16 protein-coding genes are annotated in these 16,912 nt (G+C 69.8%); 7 read left to right on the top strand and 9 right to left on the bottom strand.

Annotation, left to right across the window (positions count from 1 at the left end; all coding sequences use genetic code 11):
- Nucleotides 1-25 precede the first annotated feature (25 nt).
- Nucleotides 26-757, top strand: coding sequence for a type 1 glutamine amidotransferase (locus tag H036_RS24610; RefSeq protein WP_017936293.1), 732 nt, complete (start codon nucleotides 26-28; stop codon nucleotides 755-757).
- Here H036_RS24610 and kynU read toward each other — a convergent pair.
- Genes kynU through H036_RS0118440 form a run of 7 tightly spaced genes read right to left on the bottom strand, consistent with a single transcriptional unit; the run spans nucleotide 750 to nucleotide 8,491 of the window.
- Nucleotides 750-2,006, bottom strand: coding sequence for a kynureninase (gene kynU, locus H036_RS0118470; protein WP_017936292.1), 1,257 nt, complete (start codon nucleotides 2,004-2,006; stop codon nucleotides 750-752). The genes H036_RS24610 and kynU overlap by 8 nt on opposite strands.
- Nucleotides 2,003-2,932, bottom strand: a complete 930-nt coding sequence (locus H036_RS23665) for an alpha/beta hydrolase (RefSeq protein ID WP_017936291.1) — start codon at nucleotides 2,930-2,932, stop codon at nucleotides 2,003-2,005. The genes kynU and H036_RS23665 overlap by 4 nt, the downstream gene beginning before the upstream one ends.
- Nucleotides 2,929-3,897, bottom strand: coding sequence for an ABC transporter ATP-binding protein (locus tag H036_RS0118460; protein WP_017936290.1), 969 nt, complete (start codon nucleotides 3,895-3,897; stop codon nucleotides 2,929-2,931). Before H036_RS0118460 ends, H036_RS23665 begins: the two co-directional genes overlap by 4 nt.
- Entirely contained in the window at nucleotides 3,894-4,886 is a 993-nt protein-coding gene (locus H036_RS0118455) for an ABC transporter ATP-binding protein (protein WP_017936289.1), read from the bottom strand. The genes H036_RS0118460 and H036_RS0118455 overlap by 4 nt, the downstream gene beginning before the upstream one ends.
- Complete coding sequence (locus H036_RS0118450) at nucleotides 4,883-5,785, bottom strand: ABC transporter permease (protein ID WP_017936288.1); 903 nt, start codon at nucleotides 5,783-5,785, stop codon at nucleotides 4,883-4,885. Before H036_RS0118450 ends, H036_RS0118455 begins: the two co-directional genes overlap by 4 nt.
- Nucleotides 5,782-6,879 carry an ABC transporter permease gene (locus H036_RS0118445; protein WP_081615623.1) on the bottom strand — a complete coding sequence of 366 codons (1,098 nt, stop codon included), beginning with the start codon at nucleotides 6,877-6,879 and terminating at the stop codon, nucleotides 5,782-5,784. Before H036_RS0118445 ends, H036_RS0118450 begins: the two co-directional genes overlap by 4 nt.
- Nucleotides 6,854-8,491 (bottom strand): ABC transporter substrate-binding protein, encoded by a 1,638-nt coding sequence (locus H036_RS0118440; protein WP_017936286.1) that lies wholly within the window; start codon nucleotides 8,489-8,491, stop codon nucleotides 6,854-6,856. Before H036_RS0118440 ends, H036_RS0118445 begins: the two co-directional genes overlap by 26 nt.
- 109 nt (nucleotides 8,492-8,600) lie before the next feature.
- Between H036_RS0118440 and H036_RS0118435 the strand changes: the two genes are divergently transcribed.
- Nucleotides 8,601-10,253: a DUF885 family protein gene (locus tag H036_RS0118435; RefSeq protein WP_017936285.1), complete on the top strand. Its 1,653-nt coding sequence runs from the start codon at nucleotides 8,601-8,603 to the stop codon at nucleotides 10,251-10,253.
- Nucleotides 10,254-10,301: 48 nt separating this feature from the next.
- On the opposite strand, the gene H036_RS0118430 is transcribed toward H036_RS0118435, so the two are convergent.
- The gene (locus tag H036_RS0118430) at nucleotides 10,302-12,251 is read right to left on the bottom strand and encodes a S9 family peptidase (protein ID WP_017936284.1); all 1,950 of its coding nucleotides are present in this window, start codon (nucleotides 12,249-12,251) and stop codon (nucleotides 10,302-10,304) included.
- 90 nt (nucleotides 12,252-12,341) lie between these two features.
- Here H036_RS0118430 and H036_RS0118425 point away from each other — a divergent pair, with 90 nt between their 5' ends.
- From H036_RS0118425 to H036_RS0118410, 4 genes are read left to right on the top strand one after another with little or no spacing between them, the layout of a single operon-like run.
- On the top strand, nucleotides 12,342-12,767 hold the full coding sequence (locus tag H036_RS0118425) for a Rid family hydrolase (RefSeq protein WP_198290019.1): 426 nt from the start codon (nucleotides 12,342-12,344) through the stop codon (nucleotides 12,765-12,767).
- Nucleotides 12,764-13,747 carry an LLM class flavin-dependent oxidoreductase gene (locus H036_RS0118420; protein ID WP_017936282.1) on the top strand — a complete coding sequence of 328 codons (984 nt, stop codon included), beginning with the start codon at nucleotides 12,764-12,766 and terminating at the stop codon, nucleotides 13,745-13,747. The genes H036_RS0118425 and H036_RS0118420 overlap by 4 nt, the downstream gene beginning before the upstream one ends.
- Nucleotides 13,748-13,799: 52 nt before the next feature.
- Entirely contained in the window at nucleotides 13,800-14,651 is an 852-nt protein-coding gene (kynA, locus tag H036_RS0118415) for a tryptophan 2,3-dioxygenase (protein WP_017936281.1), read from the top strand.
- Between the two features lie 6 nt (nucleotides 14,652-14,657).
- Nucleotides 14,658-15,509, top strand: a complete 852-nt coding sequence (locus tag H036_RS0118410) for a PaaX family transcriptional regulator (RefSeq protein WP_017936280.1) — start codon at nucleotides 14,658-14,660, stop codon at nucleotides 15,507-15,509.
- Nucleotides 15,510-15,539: 30 nt separating this feature from the next.
- On the opposite strand, the gene H036_RS0118405 is transcribed toward H036_RS0118410, so the two are convergent.
- Nucleotides 15,540-15,968 carry a RidA family protein gene (locus H036_RS0118405; protein WP_017936279.1) on the bottom strand — a complete coding sequence of 143 codons (429 nt, stop codon included), beginning with the start codon at nucleotides 15,966-15,968 and terminating at the stop codon, nucleotides 15,540-15,542.
- A gap of 64 nt (nucleotides 15,969-16,032) precedes the next feature.
- Here H036_RS0118405 and H036_RS0118400 point away from each other — a divergent pair, with 64 nt between their 5' ends.
- Entirely contained in the window at nucleotides 16,033-16,887 is an 855-nt protein-coding gene (locus H036_RS0118400) for a fumarylacetoacetate hydrolase family protein (protein WP_232421909.1), read from the top strand.
- Nucleotides 16,888-16,912: the final 25 nt, after the last annotated feature.

Genomic DNA, 16,912 nt, shown 5'->3' with positions numbered 1-16,912 from the left:
TACGCCGACCACGAGGAGACCCCTGATGCCCACCGCTGCCGTCGTCCACAACTCCGGCGCAGGAGCTGAGCTCGGTCACCTCCATGACTGGCTCACCCTGCGAGGCTTCGACGTCACGATGCTCGAGCGCGACCGGGACCTGGTCGCCGATGCGGACCGCGCACGCGCCGCCGCCGACGCCGCCGACCTTCTCATCCTGCTCGGCTCCCGATGGTCGGTCGCGCGGCCGATGGATCGGATCGACGACGAGCCGTACGCCGCAGCCGCCATCGCGATCGAGACCGACCTCACCGAGCGCCGTGTCGCCCAGGACCGCCCGCTGCTGGGCATCTGCTTCGGTGCCCAGCTGCTGTGCCGCGTGCTCGGCGGCAGCGTCACGCCCCTCCACGAGAAGGTCTTCGGCTGGATCGAGCCACGATCCGACGAGTCCGCCCTCACCCGGAGCTGGTACTTCGGGCACGAGGATCGCTTCGTTCCTCCGGCGTACGTGCGGACGACGGCGGTCGCCGACCACGCTCAGGTGGCCTTCCGGCACGGCCGGGCGTGGGGTCTCCAGTTCCACCCGGAGGTCGACGCGCACACCCTGAGGACGTGGTTCGACGAGCTGGGCATGGATCGCGCCAGGGTCGGCGACCACATCGTCCAGGTGCTGACCCGGCGCGAGGCCAACCGCGCCGATGCCCACGCGCTGTTCGACCACATCTGGCAGCAGGCGTCGAGCGACCTGCACGAGCCGAGCGGTGCCGCGGTCAGGTGACGTTGTTGCGGACCGCGTAGCGCGGCTCCTGCCACGACTTCGACTCGAGGATCGAACCGAGCACCGCGACGGCGTCCCAGACGTCGGTCGCCGACAGGTACAACGGAGCGAAGCCGAAGCGCATCAGGTCGGGGGCGCGGAAGTCACCGATCACCCCGCGCTCGATGAGTGCCTGCATGACGGAGTAGCCGCCCTCCACGCGGAGCGAGACCTGGCTCCCCCGGGCCGCGTGGTCGCGCGGGACGACGATCTCGCTGACCCACTCGCCGAGCGTGCTCTCGACCAGGCCGACGAAGAGGTCGGTCAGCGCGAGACTCTTGACACGCACCTGGGCCAGGTCGATCTCCTGCCACATGCGCAGGGTCGACTCGAGGGCCGCGAGCGAGAGCATCGGCGGCGTACCGATCCGGAAGCGGGCGATGCCGGGCGCCGGCTCATAGCCGACGGTGAAGGCGAACGGGTCCGCGTGGCCGTGCCACCCGGTCAACGGGGGCGCAGCGGTCTCGTGGTGGCGCGGGGCGACATAGAGGAACGACGGCGAGCCCGGACCGGCGTTGAGATACTTGTAGGTGCAGCCGACGGCGAAGTCAGCCTCGGCGGCCGTCAGGTCGATCGGCACCGCACCTGCGCTGTGGCACAGGTCCCACACGACGAGCGCACCCGCCTCGTGGATCTGGCGGGTGACGGCGGCCATGTCGTGCAGCCGGCCCGTGCGGTAGTCCACGTGCGAGAGCAGCACCACGGCGACGTCCTCGTCGAGGATTTCGTCCAGGGTGCCGTCGGGACCCAGCAGGCGCCGCTCCAGACCGCCGGCGATCTCCTGGACCGAGCCGAGCAGGTAAAGGTCGGTCGGGAAGGCACGCTCCTCTGCCACGACGACCCGGCGACCGGGCCGCAGCCTGACCGCGGCGGTCAGCGTCTGGAAGAGGCTCACCGACGTCGACTCGCCGATGACGACCTCACCGGGCCCTGCGCCGATCAACGGCGCGACGAGGTCGCCGAGCAGCTCGGGCTTGGCGAACCAGCCGGCATCGTTCCAGCTGCGGATGAGTCCCTGGCCCCACTCGCGGCGGATCACCGACTCCACCGCCGACGGCGTCTGGACCGGCAGCGCGCCGAGGGAGTTGCCGTCGAGGTAGATCACTCCCTCCGGCAGCAGGAACCTCTCCCGGTATGCCGAGAGCGGTTCCGCGCGGTCCCAAGCAAGGCAGTCGGCGCGAGTGGTGGAGGTTCCGGTGTGCTCGATCATGATTCGCTTCCTTCGATCTGCTCCGCTGGCTCGACCCCGCACATCGACCTGACCCGGTCGAGGACGACGGGCCAGGCGGAGCCGTGCGGGTCGACCAGGTCGAAGTGGTTGGCGCCCTCCAGGTAGTCCAGCCCGATCGGGCTGCTCCCCCAGCCCGCGACCGCTTCGACGTACGTGTGCGACTGCTCGATCAGGCTCGACGCGTCCTCGCTGCCGACGATCAACGATTGCGGCGCGTCGACGTGCTGCCACCTGATCATCGGCGACACCTGCTCGATGCGATCCTGGAGCTCGTCGGGCGCGAGCGAGCCGTCGGCCCCGAGCAGGATGCTCAGGAAGCGCGGAGGCTCGGCACCGTCGGTCATGAACGCGTGCAGGTCCAGCATCCCGGCCAGCGTCACCAGACCTGTGATCGGCAGCGGATCGGGGGTGTGCACCTCGCTGTCCCCAGCGAGGGCCGGACGGCCGGCTGCCCAGCTCCCGAACGTGCCACCGGCCGAGTGGCCCACGACCACGACACGGGTGAGGTCCAAACCGAAGCGCTCGGCGATGGTGCGCAGGTGATCGATGCCCTGGGCGATGTCCAGCCAGGTCCCGGGCCAACCACCGCCGGCCTGGCCGGGCTTGCGGTACTCCAGGTTCCAGGTCGCGACTCCCGCGCTCGCGGTGAGTTCCTCGGCCAGCGGAGCGATGTGGTCCAGGGACCAGTTCGGCGAGTAGCCGCCGCCGTGCACCACCACCACGACCGGGTGGCCGGCGACGTCCGCGTTCTGCGCGGGAAGGCGCAGGTCCCCGAACTGCTGGGCGTCCTCGCCGTAGCGGAACCGGTGGTCGGCCAGGCGCTGCGGCAGCCACTCCACGATGTCCTGCGGGGTCGGATTGGCATAGGGGGTGGCGCCGTCGGGCAGGCGTGTCCCTGTCCTCATGCCGGCACGTCCGCGCGCTGGAGCCAGCAGGCCTGGGTGCGCCCGGGCTCCACCGTCAGCAGCGGGGGCGCGTCGGTCCTGCAACGGTCGAACGCCAGGGGGCAGCGCGGGTGGAAGCGGCAGCCTGCCGGCGGCGCGGCCGGGTTCGGTACCTCGCCCGGCAGCACGGTCGGCTGGGAGTGCTCGCCGTCGGCCTGCGGGATCGCACCGATCAGTGCCTCGGTGTACGGGTGTCGCGGCGTCCGCCACAGCTCCCCGGTCGGCCCCTGCTCCACGATCAGACCCAGGTACATCACCGCCACCTCGTCGGCGACCTGGTTGACGATCGCCAGGTCGTGGGAGATCAGCAGCATCCCGATGTCGAGGTCACGGCACAGCCGGACCAGCAGGTTGGCGACCTGCGCCTGCGCGGACGCGTCGAGCGCCGACAGCGGCTCGTCGAGCACCATCACGGTCGGGTCCGCGGCCAGCGCTCGGGCGATAGCGATGCGCTGTCGCTGGCCGCCGCTGAACTGGTGCGGGTAACGGCTGCTCGCCGAAGCGGGGAGGCCGACCTGCTCCAACAGCTCACTGACCCGCGCCGGATGACCCGAACGAGGCGTACGACGGACGATCTCCAGGGCATCGGCCAGCTGCGAGCCCACGGTGCGTCGCGGGTTCAACGACGACTGCGGGTCCTGGAAGACCATCTGCAGTCCGGTCAGGGACGCGGGGCGCGAGCGCAGCCCGAGCGGCTTGACCGGCTCGCCGTGGAACAGCACCGAGCCGGCGCTCGGCGCGACCAGGCCGACGGCGGCACGCGCAAGCGTCGACTTGCCGCAGCCGCTCTCGCCCACCAGACCCACGATCTGGCCGGGCTTGACCGCGATGCTCGCTCCAGCGACCGCGCGCACCGGCGTACGGTGCCGGCGCTGGTAGACGATCTCGACGTCCTTGAGCTCGAGCGCGTTCGCTTCGCTGCTCACGACCGCACCTCCTTCGACTCGATGGCCCCCGATGCGGTGGCGACGACACAGGCGATCCGGTCCCCGGAGATCAGCTCCAGGGGTGGGACCTCGGACCTGCACCGGTCCACGGCCTTCGGACAGCGAGGGTGGAACGCGCACCCGGACGGCAGCATCGCCGGCGTCGGGGGGCTTCCGGGAATGGGCACGAGCTTGTCGTCCGAGCGGTCCGGACGGGGAAGCGCGCCGAGGAGACCCTGCGTGTAGGGGTGCCAGGGGTCCTGCAGCACCCGTCGCGTCGTCCCCGACTCGACGATGCGTCCGGCGTACATCACCGTGAGTCGGTCAGCGGCCGTGCTCATCACACCGAGGTCGTGGGTGATCAGGATGACCGAGAGACCGTTCTCCCGCTGCAGACGCTCCAGCAGCCTGATCACGCCCGCCTGCACCGTCACGTCCAGCGCCGTGGTCGGCTCGTCCGCGATCAGCAGACGCGGCCGGCACATCAGCGCCGAGGCGATGGCGATGCGCTGGCGCATGCCACCCGAGAATTGGTGCGGATAGCTGGCGAGGCTCCCTTCGGGATCCGGGATCCGGACCTCGGCGAGCATCTCGACGGCGCGCTTGCGCGCCTCGGCACGGCTCACCCCGAAATGCTGTCGCACCTGCGTGGTGAGCGACTTGCCGATGGTCAGCATCGGGTGCAGCGAGGTCATGGGGTCCTGGAACACCATCGAGATCTCGTTGCCCCGCACCGCTCGCATCGCCTTGGGGTCCAGGCCGAGCAGCTCTCGACCCTGGTAGACGATCCGCCCCTCGACGATGGCCCGGGGTGGGAGCAACCGCAGCATGGCGAGAGCGCTCATGGTCTTGCCGCTGCCGCTCTCCCCCGCGATCCCGAAGATCTCGCCTTCCTCGACCGTGAAGTCAAGTCCGTCGACGATCGTCACGGCACCGTTCGGGCCCGGCAGGCTGACCCGCAGGCCCTCGACCTCGACCAGCGCGGTCATGAGCGCTCCCCGCTTCCCCACGAGCTGCGCGGATCGATCGCGTCACGCAGGCTGTCACCGATGAAGTTGAATGCCAGCACCACGCTGAACATCGCCAGACCCGGGAAGGTCCCGATCCACCACGCCTGGAAGTTGGCCGTGCCCTCCGAGACCATCGCACCCCACTCCGGGTTGGGCGGTTGCGCGCCGAGGCCGAGGAAGGACAGTCCGGCCAGCAGCAGGATCGCGTTGCCGATGTCGAGCGTGGCCAGGACCAGGACCGGACCGACAACGTTCGGAGCGACGTCCTTGCGCAGCGCACGCGTGGAGGACGCGCCGAGCAGGCGCACGGATTGCACGTACTCAGCACGGCCGGCCGACAGCACCAACCCGCGTACGACACGTGCGTAGGTCGGCCACGTGACCAGCGCCAGCGCGAGCACGGCGTTCTGCAGGCTGGGCCCCAGCACGGCCGTCACCACCATGGCCAGGATGATCGCCGGGAACGCGAAGACGATGTCCACCAGCCGCATCAGCAACGAGTCGACCCACCCACCGAAGAAGCCCGCCACCGCGCCGACGAGGCAGCCGATGCTGACGGCGATCACCACCAGCAGGAAGCCGAGCGGTAGCGAGACGCGCGAGGCGTGGATGACACGGCTGAAGACATCCCGGCCGAGCTCGTCCGTGCCGAACCAGTGGGCACCTGACGGCGCCGAGAGCAGCTCGGAGCTCGGGTTGATCGGGTCCTGGTGGGCGATCAGCGGCGCCGCCACCATCACGATCACCCAGATCACCACGATCACCAGACCCGTGATCGCCAACGGTCGCCGCAGCGACGCCGGCAGACGGCGTCGGCGCAAACGCATCGGAAGCGTCGCGCGCTTCTGTGCGATCGGCATGGTCTCGAGGTCGGTCATGTCACTCGAATCCTTGGATCAAGTACTCCGTAGAGCAGGTCGACGACGAAGTTCACGACCAGGTAGACCAGCGCCACGAAGAGGCTGACGCCCATGATCGCGGGCAGGTCGAGGGTCGAGGCGGCCTGGTAGCCGTAGCGTCCGATCCCCGGCCAGGCGAAGATGTTCTCCACCAGCACCGCTCCGGTGAGGACGTTGGCGAAGAGCAGGCCGATCACGGTGATCACCGACGGAAGCGCCGCCCGCAGCACGTAGCCGAAGACCACGGTGCGCTCGGAGAGGCCCTGGGCACGCGCGGCCCGCACGTAGTCCTGGTCGATGACGTCCAGCACGGCCGACCTCGTGTAGCGCGTCAGCAACCCGATGCTGCTCGCGGCGAGCACTGCCGAGGGCAGGATGACGTGCTGCAGCGCGTTAACGAACACCGACCACTGGCCGTGGAGTAGCGCGTCGACGGTGTACATCCCGGTGACGTGCGGTGGTGGCGTCATGCTCGGATCCAGCCGCCCGCCTCCTGGCAGCAGTCCCCAGACGTAGAAGAAGAGGTACAGCAGCACCAGCGCCAGCCAGAACACCGGCACAGAGATGCCGGAGAGCGACACGACCCGCAGGACGTGGTCGGGCCAGCGGTCCCGGTAGAGCGCGGCGAGGATGCCGAAGCCCACACCGATCACGGTGGCCATCACCATCGCCAGGAGGGCGAGCTCCAACGTGGCCGGCACGAACGAGCCGAGGTCGGCCATCACGGAGTTGTGCGTCTGCTGGGAGACACCGAGGTTTCCGTGCAGCAGGTTCTTCATGTAGTGGACGTACTGGACCACCAGCGGGTCGTCCAGGCCGTGCACCTCGCGGTAGTTCGCGAGCTGGGCGGGCGTCGCCTGCTGACCGAGGGCGGCCACGGCCGGATCGGCAGGCACGGCCTGGGTGAGCATGAACGAGATCAGCGTGATGCCGAAGAGGATCACCAAGGAGGCGAGGAATCTCCCCGCCACGAAACGCGGCAGCGGCCGGCGGTACCAGCTGGGCCGGGACTCAGAGGGTCCCGGCCCAGCGGTCACCGCTTCGGCGCTACTTGCTTCCGATCGCAGCGACATCGAGGGTCCAGAGCGGGTCCAGCTTGACCCCGCTGAGGGTGGCGGAGCTGACGACGGTCTGCGCCGTCTGCATCAGCGGGACGTACGGGCTCGACGCGTTCAGGTCACGCTGCAGCTCCTGGGCGAGCTGGGCCCGCTGAGCGTCGTCGACCGTGGAGTTGATCTGGTTGCCGAGGTCGACGATCTTCTGGTTCTGCGCATCGACCTTGGACCACCCGGCGCGCACCGCGTCGGAGGATGCACCCGGCACGAACGAGGAGTAGTAGGCGGGGTCGAGGTAGTCGGGCAGGTTGTAGGTGACGGTCATCTCCATCTTGCCCTTGCCCCACTGGGACAGGTAGTTGGCCACCTGGAGACCCTGGAGCTTCACCTTGATGCCCATGGCGCCGAGGTCAGCCTGGACGCGGGCCGCCAAGGTGGCGAAGTCCAACCCGTTGACGTTGATCCCGGTGGGGTAGCTCAGCGTCACGCTCGGGCTGGAGATGCCCGACGCCGAGAGCTCCTGCTTCGCCTTGGTCAGGTCCTGCTTGACCGCGTCCGAGGCCGGGAGGGCACCGGGGACGGTGCTGGGGATCAGCCCGGGCGCCTGGATCGCACCATCGCCGGCCAGCTGCACCATCGCGTCGTAGTTGATGCCGTCGCGCACGGCCGCCTGGAAGTCGGCGTTGGACGAGACCGACGAGGCCGACGGATCCATGTTCAGCTGCAGGCGGAAGACCGCCGAGGACGGGTCGGTCAGGACCGTCACGGCCTTGTTGGACGCCAGCGGCTTGCTCTGGGTCGCCGACAGGTCGAGGGCGACCTCGTTGGTCCCTCGCTGGACGTTGAGCAGCTGGGTCGCCGCCGTCATGTTGCGGATGACGACGCGAGCGAACTTCGGCTTGGTCCCCCAGTAGTTGTCGTTGCGGACCAGGGTGATCGAGTCGTCCGCCTTGTACGACGAAAGCACGTAGGGACCGCTGCCCGCCGAGTGCGAGTTGAACCAGGTGTCGGCCTTGTCCGCCTTCGGCGCGTCGGTGCCGTCGGTGCCGCCGCCGGCCTTGACCTCGGCGGAGTTGAGGATCACGAACGCCGGGGTCGACACCATCGCCGGGATCGCGGGCTTGGGGTCCTTGGAGGTCAAGACCACAGTCTGCGGGTCCGGCGCGCTGACGGTCAGGCCGTCCATGAGGTAGGAGCCGCCGAGCTGGAGGTTCGCGAGGCGCTGGAAGGAGAAGACCACATCGGCGGAGGTGAGCTTGGTGCCGTCGGCGAACTTGACGCCGTCACGCAGGTGGAACGTGTAGGTCTTCGCGTCCTTGGACGCGTCGAAGGACTTCGCGATCGACGGCTGCGGGCTGCTGTCGCCCGGGGTCGTCGTCAGCAGGGTGTCGTAGATCCCGCGGGTCGCGATCGACAGGGTGGGGGTGAGGGCACGGTCCGGGTCGAACGACGTCATCACGAACGAGGTGTCGACGACGAGGGTGTCGGCATTGCCGGAGGACGACGTGCTCCCCGATCCGCTCCCACCGCCGCATGCGGTCAGTGCGAGGGCTGAGACCAGCCCGGTCGCGAGGAATGAGAGGCTCTTCCGGCGGTCTCGGAACCGGCTTTGCCGGCGGAGGGTAGTCACAACAGGACTCCTTCTGTATGGCCGCTCGGAGCTCTCTCCTTTGAGTGGACCGATGGCGTTGTCGTGGGCTTGAATATACTGACTTTGTGACTACCGTCAACGATTTGAGATGGCCTTTGAGATGGGAGCCGACGTGCGGCAGCTGATCGAGGACTTCTGGGGCTGGCGGATCCGGCAGCAGCCGCGCACCAGCGACGACATCCCGCGGGTCGAGCGTCCGGCGGGATGGACGCCCGACTTCTCAGCGGCCGCGGTGGCGCGTTACCGGGTAGAGCTCGACGAGTTCGAACACCGCTGGGGCGCCGCCCGTCCCGACGACGCCGACCGTGCGGCCGCGGTCGACCACCGGCTGATCGGCTCGGCGATCGCTCGGGTCCGCTGGGAGCTGGACGTGCTCCGCACCTGGGAGCGCGACCCCGCCTTCTACGTCGACCAGACCGTCGGTGTCGTCTTCGACCTCCTCACCGTGCCGGCGCTCACCGCATCCCGGCTCGAGGACGTGCGCATCGCGCTTGAGGCCACTCCCCGGGTGCTCGCCGACGGTCGTGCCAACGTGGCGTCCACCGGCTATCGGGAGTTCGCAGCGCTGACCGTCGATCAGCTCGGCACCGTCGACGCCGACCTCGCATCGATGGCGCGCGCCTTGACCCGGCTGGACATCCCAGGCTGGGGTGAGCCCGACAAGCAGGCGCTCACCGCCGCTGCGCACGCTGCCGGGCACGCCCTGAACGAGTTCCGCTCCTGGTTGCAGCAGATCGGCTCGTCCCTGGAGCCTGCTCGCCCCGTCGGACGCGACGCGTTCGAGTGGTTCCTGCGCTCGGTCGCCCTGCTGCCCTACTCGGCCAGTGACCTCGCCACCATCGGACGGATGGAGGCGGATCGCGCCGTCTTCCTGGAGCTGTTGGAGCGGCGCAGGAACGGGACCGCCGTCGGCACCACGCCTGCCTCCAGGTTCGCCGACGCCACCGAGCAGTCCGCGGCGGAGGCCGCCGCCGAGACCCAGGTCCGTGCGTTCTACCTCGAGAAGCGGCTGCTCAGCCAGCCGGACGAGCTGCGGGCTTACCACACCCATCTGATGCCCGGGTACCTCGCGCCGATCGCCTGGGCCGGCACAGCGGACGACCTCACCGGGCCGAGCCGGCTCGACCAGGACGGCGCGGCGTACTTCCCGGCTCCGTCGGGCGACCTCCCCTACTTCTACGCCGCGAACGCCCACGACCCGCGCGCCGGCATCGTGCACGAGGGGGTCCACTACCAGCAGCTGACGATCTCGTGGCGACACCCGCGCCCGGCTCGTCGCTGGTACTACGACTCCTGCCCGAACGAGGGCATCGCCTTCTACAACGAGGAGATGATGCTGGCGGCCGGACTCTTCGACGACGAGCCGCTGACCCGCGAGATCATCTGCAACTTCATGCGGCTGCGCGCGTTGCGGGTGGTCGTCGACGTCAAGCTCGCCACCGGTGAGTTCGACATCCCGGCGGCAGCGGCCTTCCTCGAGCGCGAGGTGCCGATGGACGCAGGCTCTGCCGCACACGAGGCGGCGTTCTTCGCCGCGACGCCGGGCCAGGCCATGACCTACCAGGTCGGCAAGACCCAGATCCTGCGGCTGCTCGCCGACGCGAAGGCACATGCTGGATCCGACTTCGACCTGCAGGCCTTCCACGACCGGCTGTGGCTGGAGGGCAACGTGCCCCTGGCACTGCAGCGCTGGGAGCTCCTGGACGACTCCAGCGAGCTGGACGCGCTCGACGCGCAGTAGCGGCCCGAGGTGCGAGCGACCCGGCACAGCCGGGCCGCTCGCGTCGTCTCACCGCGAGGGCGTGAGGTGCTTGCCGAACCACTCCGTGAGGATCTGCGAGCGCTGCAGCCGGTGGACCGGGGTCCCGTTGCGGGTGAGGCTGTGCCCCTCGCCGGGGAACCTGACGAACTCGACCTCGCGACCCAACAGCTTGAGGGCCATGAAGAGCTCCTCGGCCTGACCGATCGTGCACCGGAAGTCGTTCTCGGAGTGCACGATCGCCAGCGGTGCGGTGATCCCGGCGGCGACCCGCAACGGCGAGGCCTGCCAGTAGGACTCCGGGTCCTGGAGGTGGTCGCTACCCAGGTAGGCCTCGAAGAACCACGGCGCCTCGTCCTTGGTGCCCGCATCGCTGAGGAGGTTGTAGGGACCACGCTCGGCCCACCCCGCCCGGAACAGCTCCGTCTGCCCGAGGAGGTGCGTGGTGACCAGGCCGCCGTACGAGCCGCCCATCACCCCGACCCGCTCCGCGTCCAGCTCGGGTACGGCGGCAAGCGTGTGCTCGACGACGGCCGAGACGTCGGCGATGTCGATCGCGCCCCAGCCCTGACCGGGGATCTCCGCACGTGCCCCGTTGACCGCACGCATCCAGGCGGTGCCGTAGCCCGCGGAGCCACGCGCGTTGAGGTAGAGCACGGCGAAGCCCTGGGCGGCCAGCAGCTGCACCTCGTGCGACCACTGGTAGCCGAACTGGGAGCCACCGCCCTGCAGCCACACGATGAGGGGCCACGACTCGCTCGCGGCCGTCGGCCGAACGAGCCAGGAGTCGACGGTGACGCCCGGCTCCACCTCGACGGGCCGGTGCTCCGCATCGGCCAGGATCCGGGCGGCGGCGAGGTCCTCGTTGGGAGCGTGGATGACCACCGGCTCCGGTGCGCCTGCCAGCAGGCACGGCGGCTCGACGGTCGCGGAGCGGACGAAGGCGATCGCCTCGTCGCGTACGTCGAAGGCGGTGACCCGGTAGTCGCCGCCGAGGCGGGAGCTCGCATCGCCGGTGCTGGCGTCGAACTCCACCAGCTCGATCCGTCCGGAGCGATCGACCAGGGTCACCAGCGTCTCGGGGCCGGTCCACACCACGGCGTCGGCGTGGGTGTCGCGGTCGATCGACTCGGTCACCAGGCGGCTCTTCCCGGTGCTGAGGTCGAGGACGGCGAGCTGCAGCGCCTGCGGGTAGCGGATCACGTCGACGCGCCCGTAGGACAGCAGTCGGCCGTCCGGCGAGCACCTGGGCGAGGCGAACTCACCGTCCGTAGCCGTCAATCGCTCCGGGTCTCCGGCGACGCCGTCGGCGTCCACTGTCATCCGGAAGACGTCGTTGATCGGCGAGCGCTCCCACTCGGGGTGACGCTGGGACACGAAGAACACCGACGATCCGGTGGGTTCCCAGCTGAACTGGCTGTCGTCGTGGGCACCATCGGTGAGCCGCACGACCGGTCCGCCGGCGAGCGGGACCAGGTAGGCCTGGCGGCGCGTGTTGACCGTCCAGCCGATCCCGTCCTCGCGGTAGCGCAGCGAGGTCAGCCGCAGCGGCGGCCTCCGGTCCTCCGGCGTCTCGAACCACTCCCGGTCGACCGGCTCGCGGACGACGAACAGCAGGCGGCTCGCGTCCGGAGCGATCGCGAGCTCCTGCACCGCGTCGGGGATGCCCTCGGCGACCGTGGCCCACTCGCCACTCCCCGAGCCGACCTTGATCGCCCATCCCCCGGGCTGCCGGACCACGACCGCCAACCTGCCGTCCGTTCCCACCCACACCGGCGAGGACGTGGCTCCGGGAGCGCCGGCATCGATCGCCGTCAGCGGACCATCGATCGGGCCGAGGACCACCTCGCTCCGGTAGGTGTTGCTCACCGGGTCCATGCGGACCTGCGTGGCGGCGACCTGCTTCCCGTCCGGCGAGAGACGCACATCGCCGAGTTCGGAGAAGAGCATCAGGTCGTCGTGGTCGATGGCTGTTCGCATGGTCGTCCTTCTCGTCGGCAGGCAGGGTTATGCTGTTATCTTGACGATAGTAAGAGATTTGCAATGAGACTACCGCTCAAGGGGATCCACGTGAATCCAGCCTCGGCCACCGGCCGGCCCGACCGCTACGCCGACGACGCTCTGTGGCAGGAGCAGGCCGGCTACTCCCGAGCAGCGCGCCGCGGCAACCTGATCGCGGTCAGCGGGACCACCGCCTCAGCACCCGACGGCACGGCCGAGGCGCTCGGCGACACCCGGGCGCAGACCGCCGACGCCATCGCCCGCTGCCTGCGCGCCGTGCAGGCGCTCGGCGGCACCGTCGACGACGTCTACCGGACCCGGGTCTATCTCGCGCCGGAGGCGGACTGGCGCGGTGCGGCGCAGGCGCACCGCGATGCCTTCGCTGCGGTCGCACCGGCCAACACGATGCTGCACGTGGCCGGCATGATCGGCGACGGGCTCCTTGTCGAGGTCGAGGTCGAGGCACTCGTTCAGGACGAGCAGGTGCCGGCATGACCGCCGCCGTACGAACCAGCCTGCGTCTCAACAACGACCTGACCGTCGCCGAATTCGTCGACCTCTGCGTCACCGCCGAGGAGCTCGGCTTCGACCAGGTCTGGGTCTCCAACGACCTGTACCTGCGCTCCGCCGGCGTGATGCTCACCGCCGCAGCGGCCGCAACCTCCCGGGTGGAGCTCGGCGTCGGGATCATGAACCCTTACTCCATGGACCCGGCCGAGATCGCCATGATGGCCGCGACGCTGCAGGAGTACTCCGGCGGCCGGTTCGCGCTCGGCCTGGGCGCCGGCGCCGCGGAGTTCCTCGCCTGGGCGGGCATCACCCAGACGCGACCCCTCACCCGGACGCGCGAGGCCCTGCAGACGATCCGAGCCCTCCTCCGGGGCGAGCGCGACGGCGGCGCAGACTCCCTGGCCTACCTCCGCTTCGAGCCGCACGACGTGCCGATCTACCTGGGCGCGATGAGCCCGAAGATGCTCGCGCTCACCGGCGAGCTCGCCGATGGCGCACTCCCCCTGCTCTACCCACCGGAGCACTACCCGGTGGCGGCCGCCCAGATCCTCGAGGGCGCAGAGGCGGCCGGCCGCTCGGCCGACGAGATCGACCTTGCCGCCTGCATCTGGGTCTCGGTGGACGCCGACGGCGACGCGGCCCGCCGCGCGATGGCGGAGAAGATCGCCTACTACGGCGCGTCGTTCGCGCCGTACCTGCTGGAGCGGGCCGGTCTCAGCCGGGCCGACTTCCAGCCCGTGCAGGCAGCCCTCGCCTCGGACGGCATCGAGGCGGCGACCCGCCTCATCACTCCCCAGATGCTGCGGCTGGGCATCGCCGGCACACCCGACGAGGTGGTCGAGCGCTGCCGGTCCCTGATGGCGCTCGGCGTGCGACACCTCTCCTTCGGGCCGCCGCTGGGCCCGGATCCGCGAGCCGCGGTCCACACCCTCGGCAGCACGGTGCTGGCGCGTCTGCGCGAATGATCGCCGTACGCCGCAGCAGCGAGACCCCACTCGACCACCAGGAGGAGACCTCATGACAGTCGACAACACCCGCGAAGTCGAGAACACGATCGTCACCGACTTGGCCGACAAGATGAGCTACAGCGGCTACCTGCAGCTGGACAAGCTCCTGTCCGCCCAGAGCCCGGTGAGCGATCCGGAGCACCACGACGAGCTGCTCTTCATCATCCAGCACCAGACCACGGAGCTGTGGCTGAAGCTCGCCCTGCACGAGCTGCGATCCGCCCAGCGGCACCTCGCCGCGGACGAGCTCCAGCCGGCGCTCAAGCAGCTCGCGCGGGTCAAGCACATCCAGCAGCAGCTGACCCAGCAGTGGTCGGTGCTGGCCACGCTGACCCCCACGGAGTACGCCGAGTTCCGCGACGTCCTGGGCAACTCCTCGGGTTTCCAGTCCTGGCAGTACCGCGCGGTGGAGTTCGTCCTCGGCAACAAGAACGCAGCGATGCTCAAGGTGTTCGACCACGAACCGGGGGCGCGTCAGGTGCTTGCCGAGCTGCTCGAGGCGCCCAGCATCTACGACGAGTTCCTGCGCTACCTGGGCCGGCGCGGCTACGCCGTACCCGACACGATCCTGGACCGGGACGTGACCAAGGCCCACACCTTCAACCAGGACCTGGTGCAGGTCTTCAAGCAGATCTACGAGAACGCCACCGCCGACTGGTCCGCCTACGAGGCCTGCGAGGAGCTGGTCGACGTCGAGGAGAACTTCCAGCTGTGGCGCTTCCGCCACCTCAAGACCGTCGAGCGCACCATCGGGTTCAAGCGGGGCACCGGCGGCTCCAGCGGGGTCTCCTTCCTGCGCAAGGCGTTGGACCTGACGTTCTTCCCGGAGCTGTACGCCGTGCGTACGGAGATCGGTAGCTGAGGGGACGTGCCGCCGGAAGAGCTCGACGACTTCAACGTCCGCCCGCACAGCGCGTCCTCGGTGCTGCGGACCTTCATCGGGGTGCACCTGCGCGACATCGGCGGCTGGATCGCCGTCGCCGATCTCATCGAGCTGTGCTCGCAGGGTCGCGACCCCGGAGGAACGCGATCGGCGCTGTCACGGCTGAAGGGCAAGGGGCTCGTCGAGCCCGAGGTCCGGGACGGCCACGCGGGCTACCGCCTCGCACCGAAGGCCATCCCCATGCTCGAGCGCGGCGATCGCCGCATCTTCGCGCACCGTGAGCTGCAACCCGACAGCGACGGCTGGATGGTCGTGGTCTTCTCCGTGCCCGACTCCGAACGCCACCTGCGCCACCAGCTGCGCCACGAGCTGATCTGGCTGGGCTGCGGCATGATCGCACCCGGGACCTGGATCGGACCGGGGCACCTCTTCGACGAGGCCCGCGAGCTGCTGCGGCAGCGCGACCTGCACACCTACACCACGCTCCTGCGAGCCGTGGACCTGAAACCGGCAGGGAAGCTTGCCGACGCGGTCGCCCAGTGGTGGGACCTCGACGAGCTGGAGCAGCGCTACCTGGCGTTCCTCGCCGACCACACCGAGACCGAACAGGCCTGGGACGGATCCGATCAGATGGCCTTCAACGAGCACCTCCGACTGGTCGACGACTGGCGGGCGATCCCCTACCTGGACCCCGGGCTGCCGCCCGAGATCACCCGTCCGGACTGGCCCGGACACCGCGGGATCGAGCTCTTCCTGCGGCTGGAGTCAGTGCTCGCCGGTCCTGCCGCGCGGCACGTGGCAGCGGTGACGTCGAGGACCGCGCCCGCACCCAGCTGAAGCCGTCCGGCGCCTCCGGGTGAGCAGGGCTCAGCGGGAGGGGGCGACCAGCCGCTCATCGGGGATGACGGCGACCCCGAGGATCTCGATCAGTGCCTCCGGCTGCCACAGGCCGGTCGTGCCGATGCCTGCCATCGCCGGGTAGACCGGCCCGGCCAGCTCGCGCCACGCCCGGCCGATCTCTCGCCCGTGGGCCTGGTAGTCGGGGATGTCGGTGAGGTAGAGCGTGATGCTGACGAGGTCCTCAGGCACCCCGCCCGCCTCTCGCAGCGTCGTCAGCACGTTGCCGAACGCCTGGCGGAACTGCTCGACGATGCCGCCCGGCACGATCCGCATGTCGGCGTCGAGGGCGGTCTGACCGCCGAGGTAGAGGGTGTTTCCACTCAACGTCCCGTGTGAGTAGCCGCTCGGCGCGGGGAGCGCCGCGGGGTTCACCGGGATCGGGGTGAGGTCGGTCATCCGAGTCTCCTGGAGGGTGGCGGGATCTCACCGTAACGCGCCTATTGACACACTTGCAACGATCGTGCGGGAATTGCAATATCCCTACGAGAGCGAGTCACTCATGCACCTGGCGACGTTGGCCACCCCCGACGGCACGACGGCCGGCGTACTCCTCGACGGGCAGTGGCGGCGACTCCCGGCCGACGACCTCTCCGCCCTGCTGGCCACCTCGACGCAGCCCCTGACGGAGCTCGAGCCGGGCGAGGTCCTCCCCGACGCGACGCCGGTTCAGCCGCTCCCCCGGCCGCGGAAGGTGATCTGCTGCGGGCTCAACTACGGCGACCACATCGCCGAGACCGGGCGCGAGCGGCCGGCGTACCCGACGCTGTTCGCGAAGTACGCCGACACCCTCATCGGACCGGACGAGCCGATCGAGCTGCCGCACGGCGTCGACATCGACTGGGAGGCAGAGCTCGCCGTGGTGGTCGGTGCGAGCCTGCGCAACGCCGATGTCGAGCAGGCGGGTGCCGCGATCGCCGGCTACACCGTCGCCAACGACATCTCCGTGCGCGACTGGCAGCGTCGCACGCTGCAGTGGTTCCAGGGCAAGGCATGGGACGCCACCACACCACTCGGCCCCGTCGTGGTCACCCCGGACGAGCTCGACCCGGTCCGCGGCGCCGAGGTGACGTGCCGGGTCAACGGCGTGGAGCGCCAGCGTGGCAACACCCGCACCCTGGTCTTCGACTGCGCGAGCCTGCTCGCCTACATCTCCACCTTCACGGTGCTGCGGCCCGGCGACGTGGTCCTCACCGGGACGCCCGGCGGCGTCGGGATGGCGATGGATCCGCCCCTCTACCTCCGCGACGGCGACATCGTGGAGGTGGCGGTCCAGGGCATCGGCACTCTCACCAACAGGGTGCGGCTCACCCGCTGAGCCACTCCGGCACCGGACAACCGAG

Origin of the sequence: Nocardioides sp. Iso805N (assembly GCF_000364605.1) — a bacterium.
Lineage (GTDB): Bacteria > Actinomycetota > Actinomycetes > Propionibacteriales > Nocardioidaceae > Nocardioides.
This window is presented reverse-complemented; position numbering and strand designations above follow the sequence as displayed.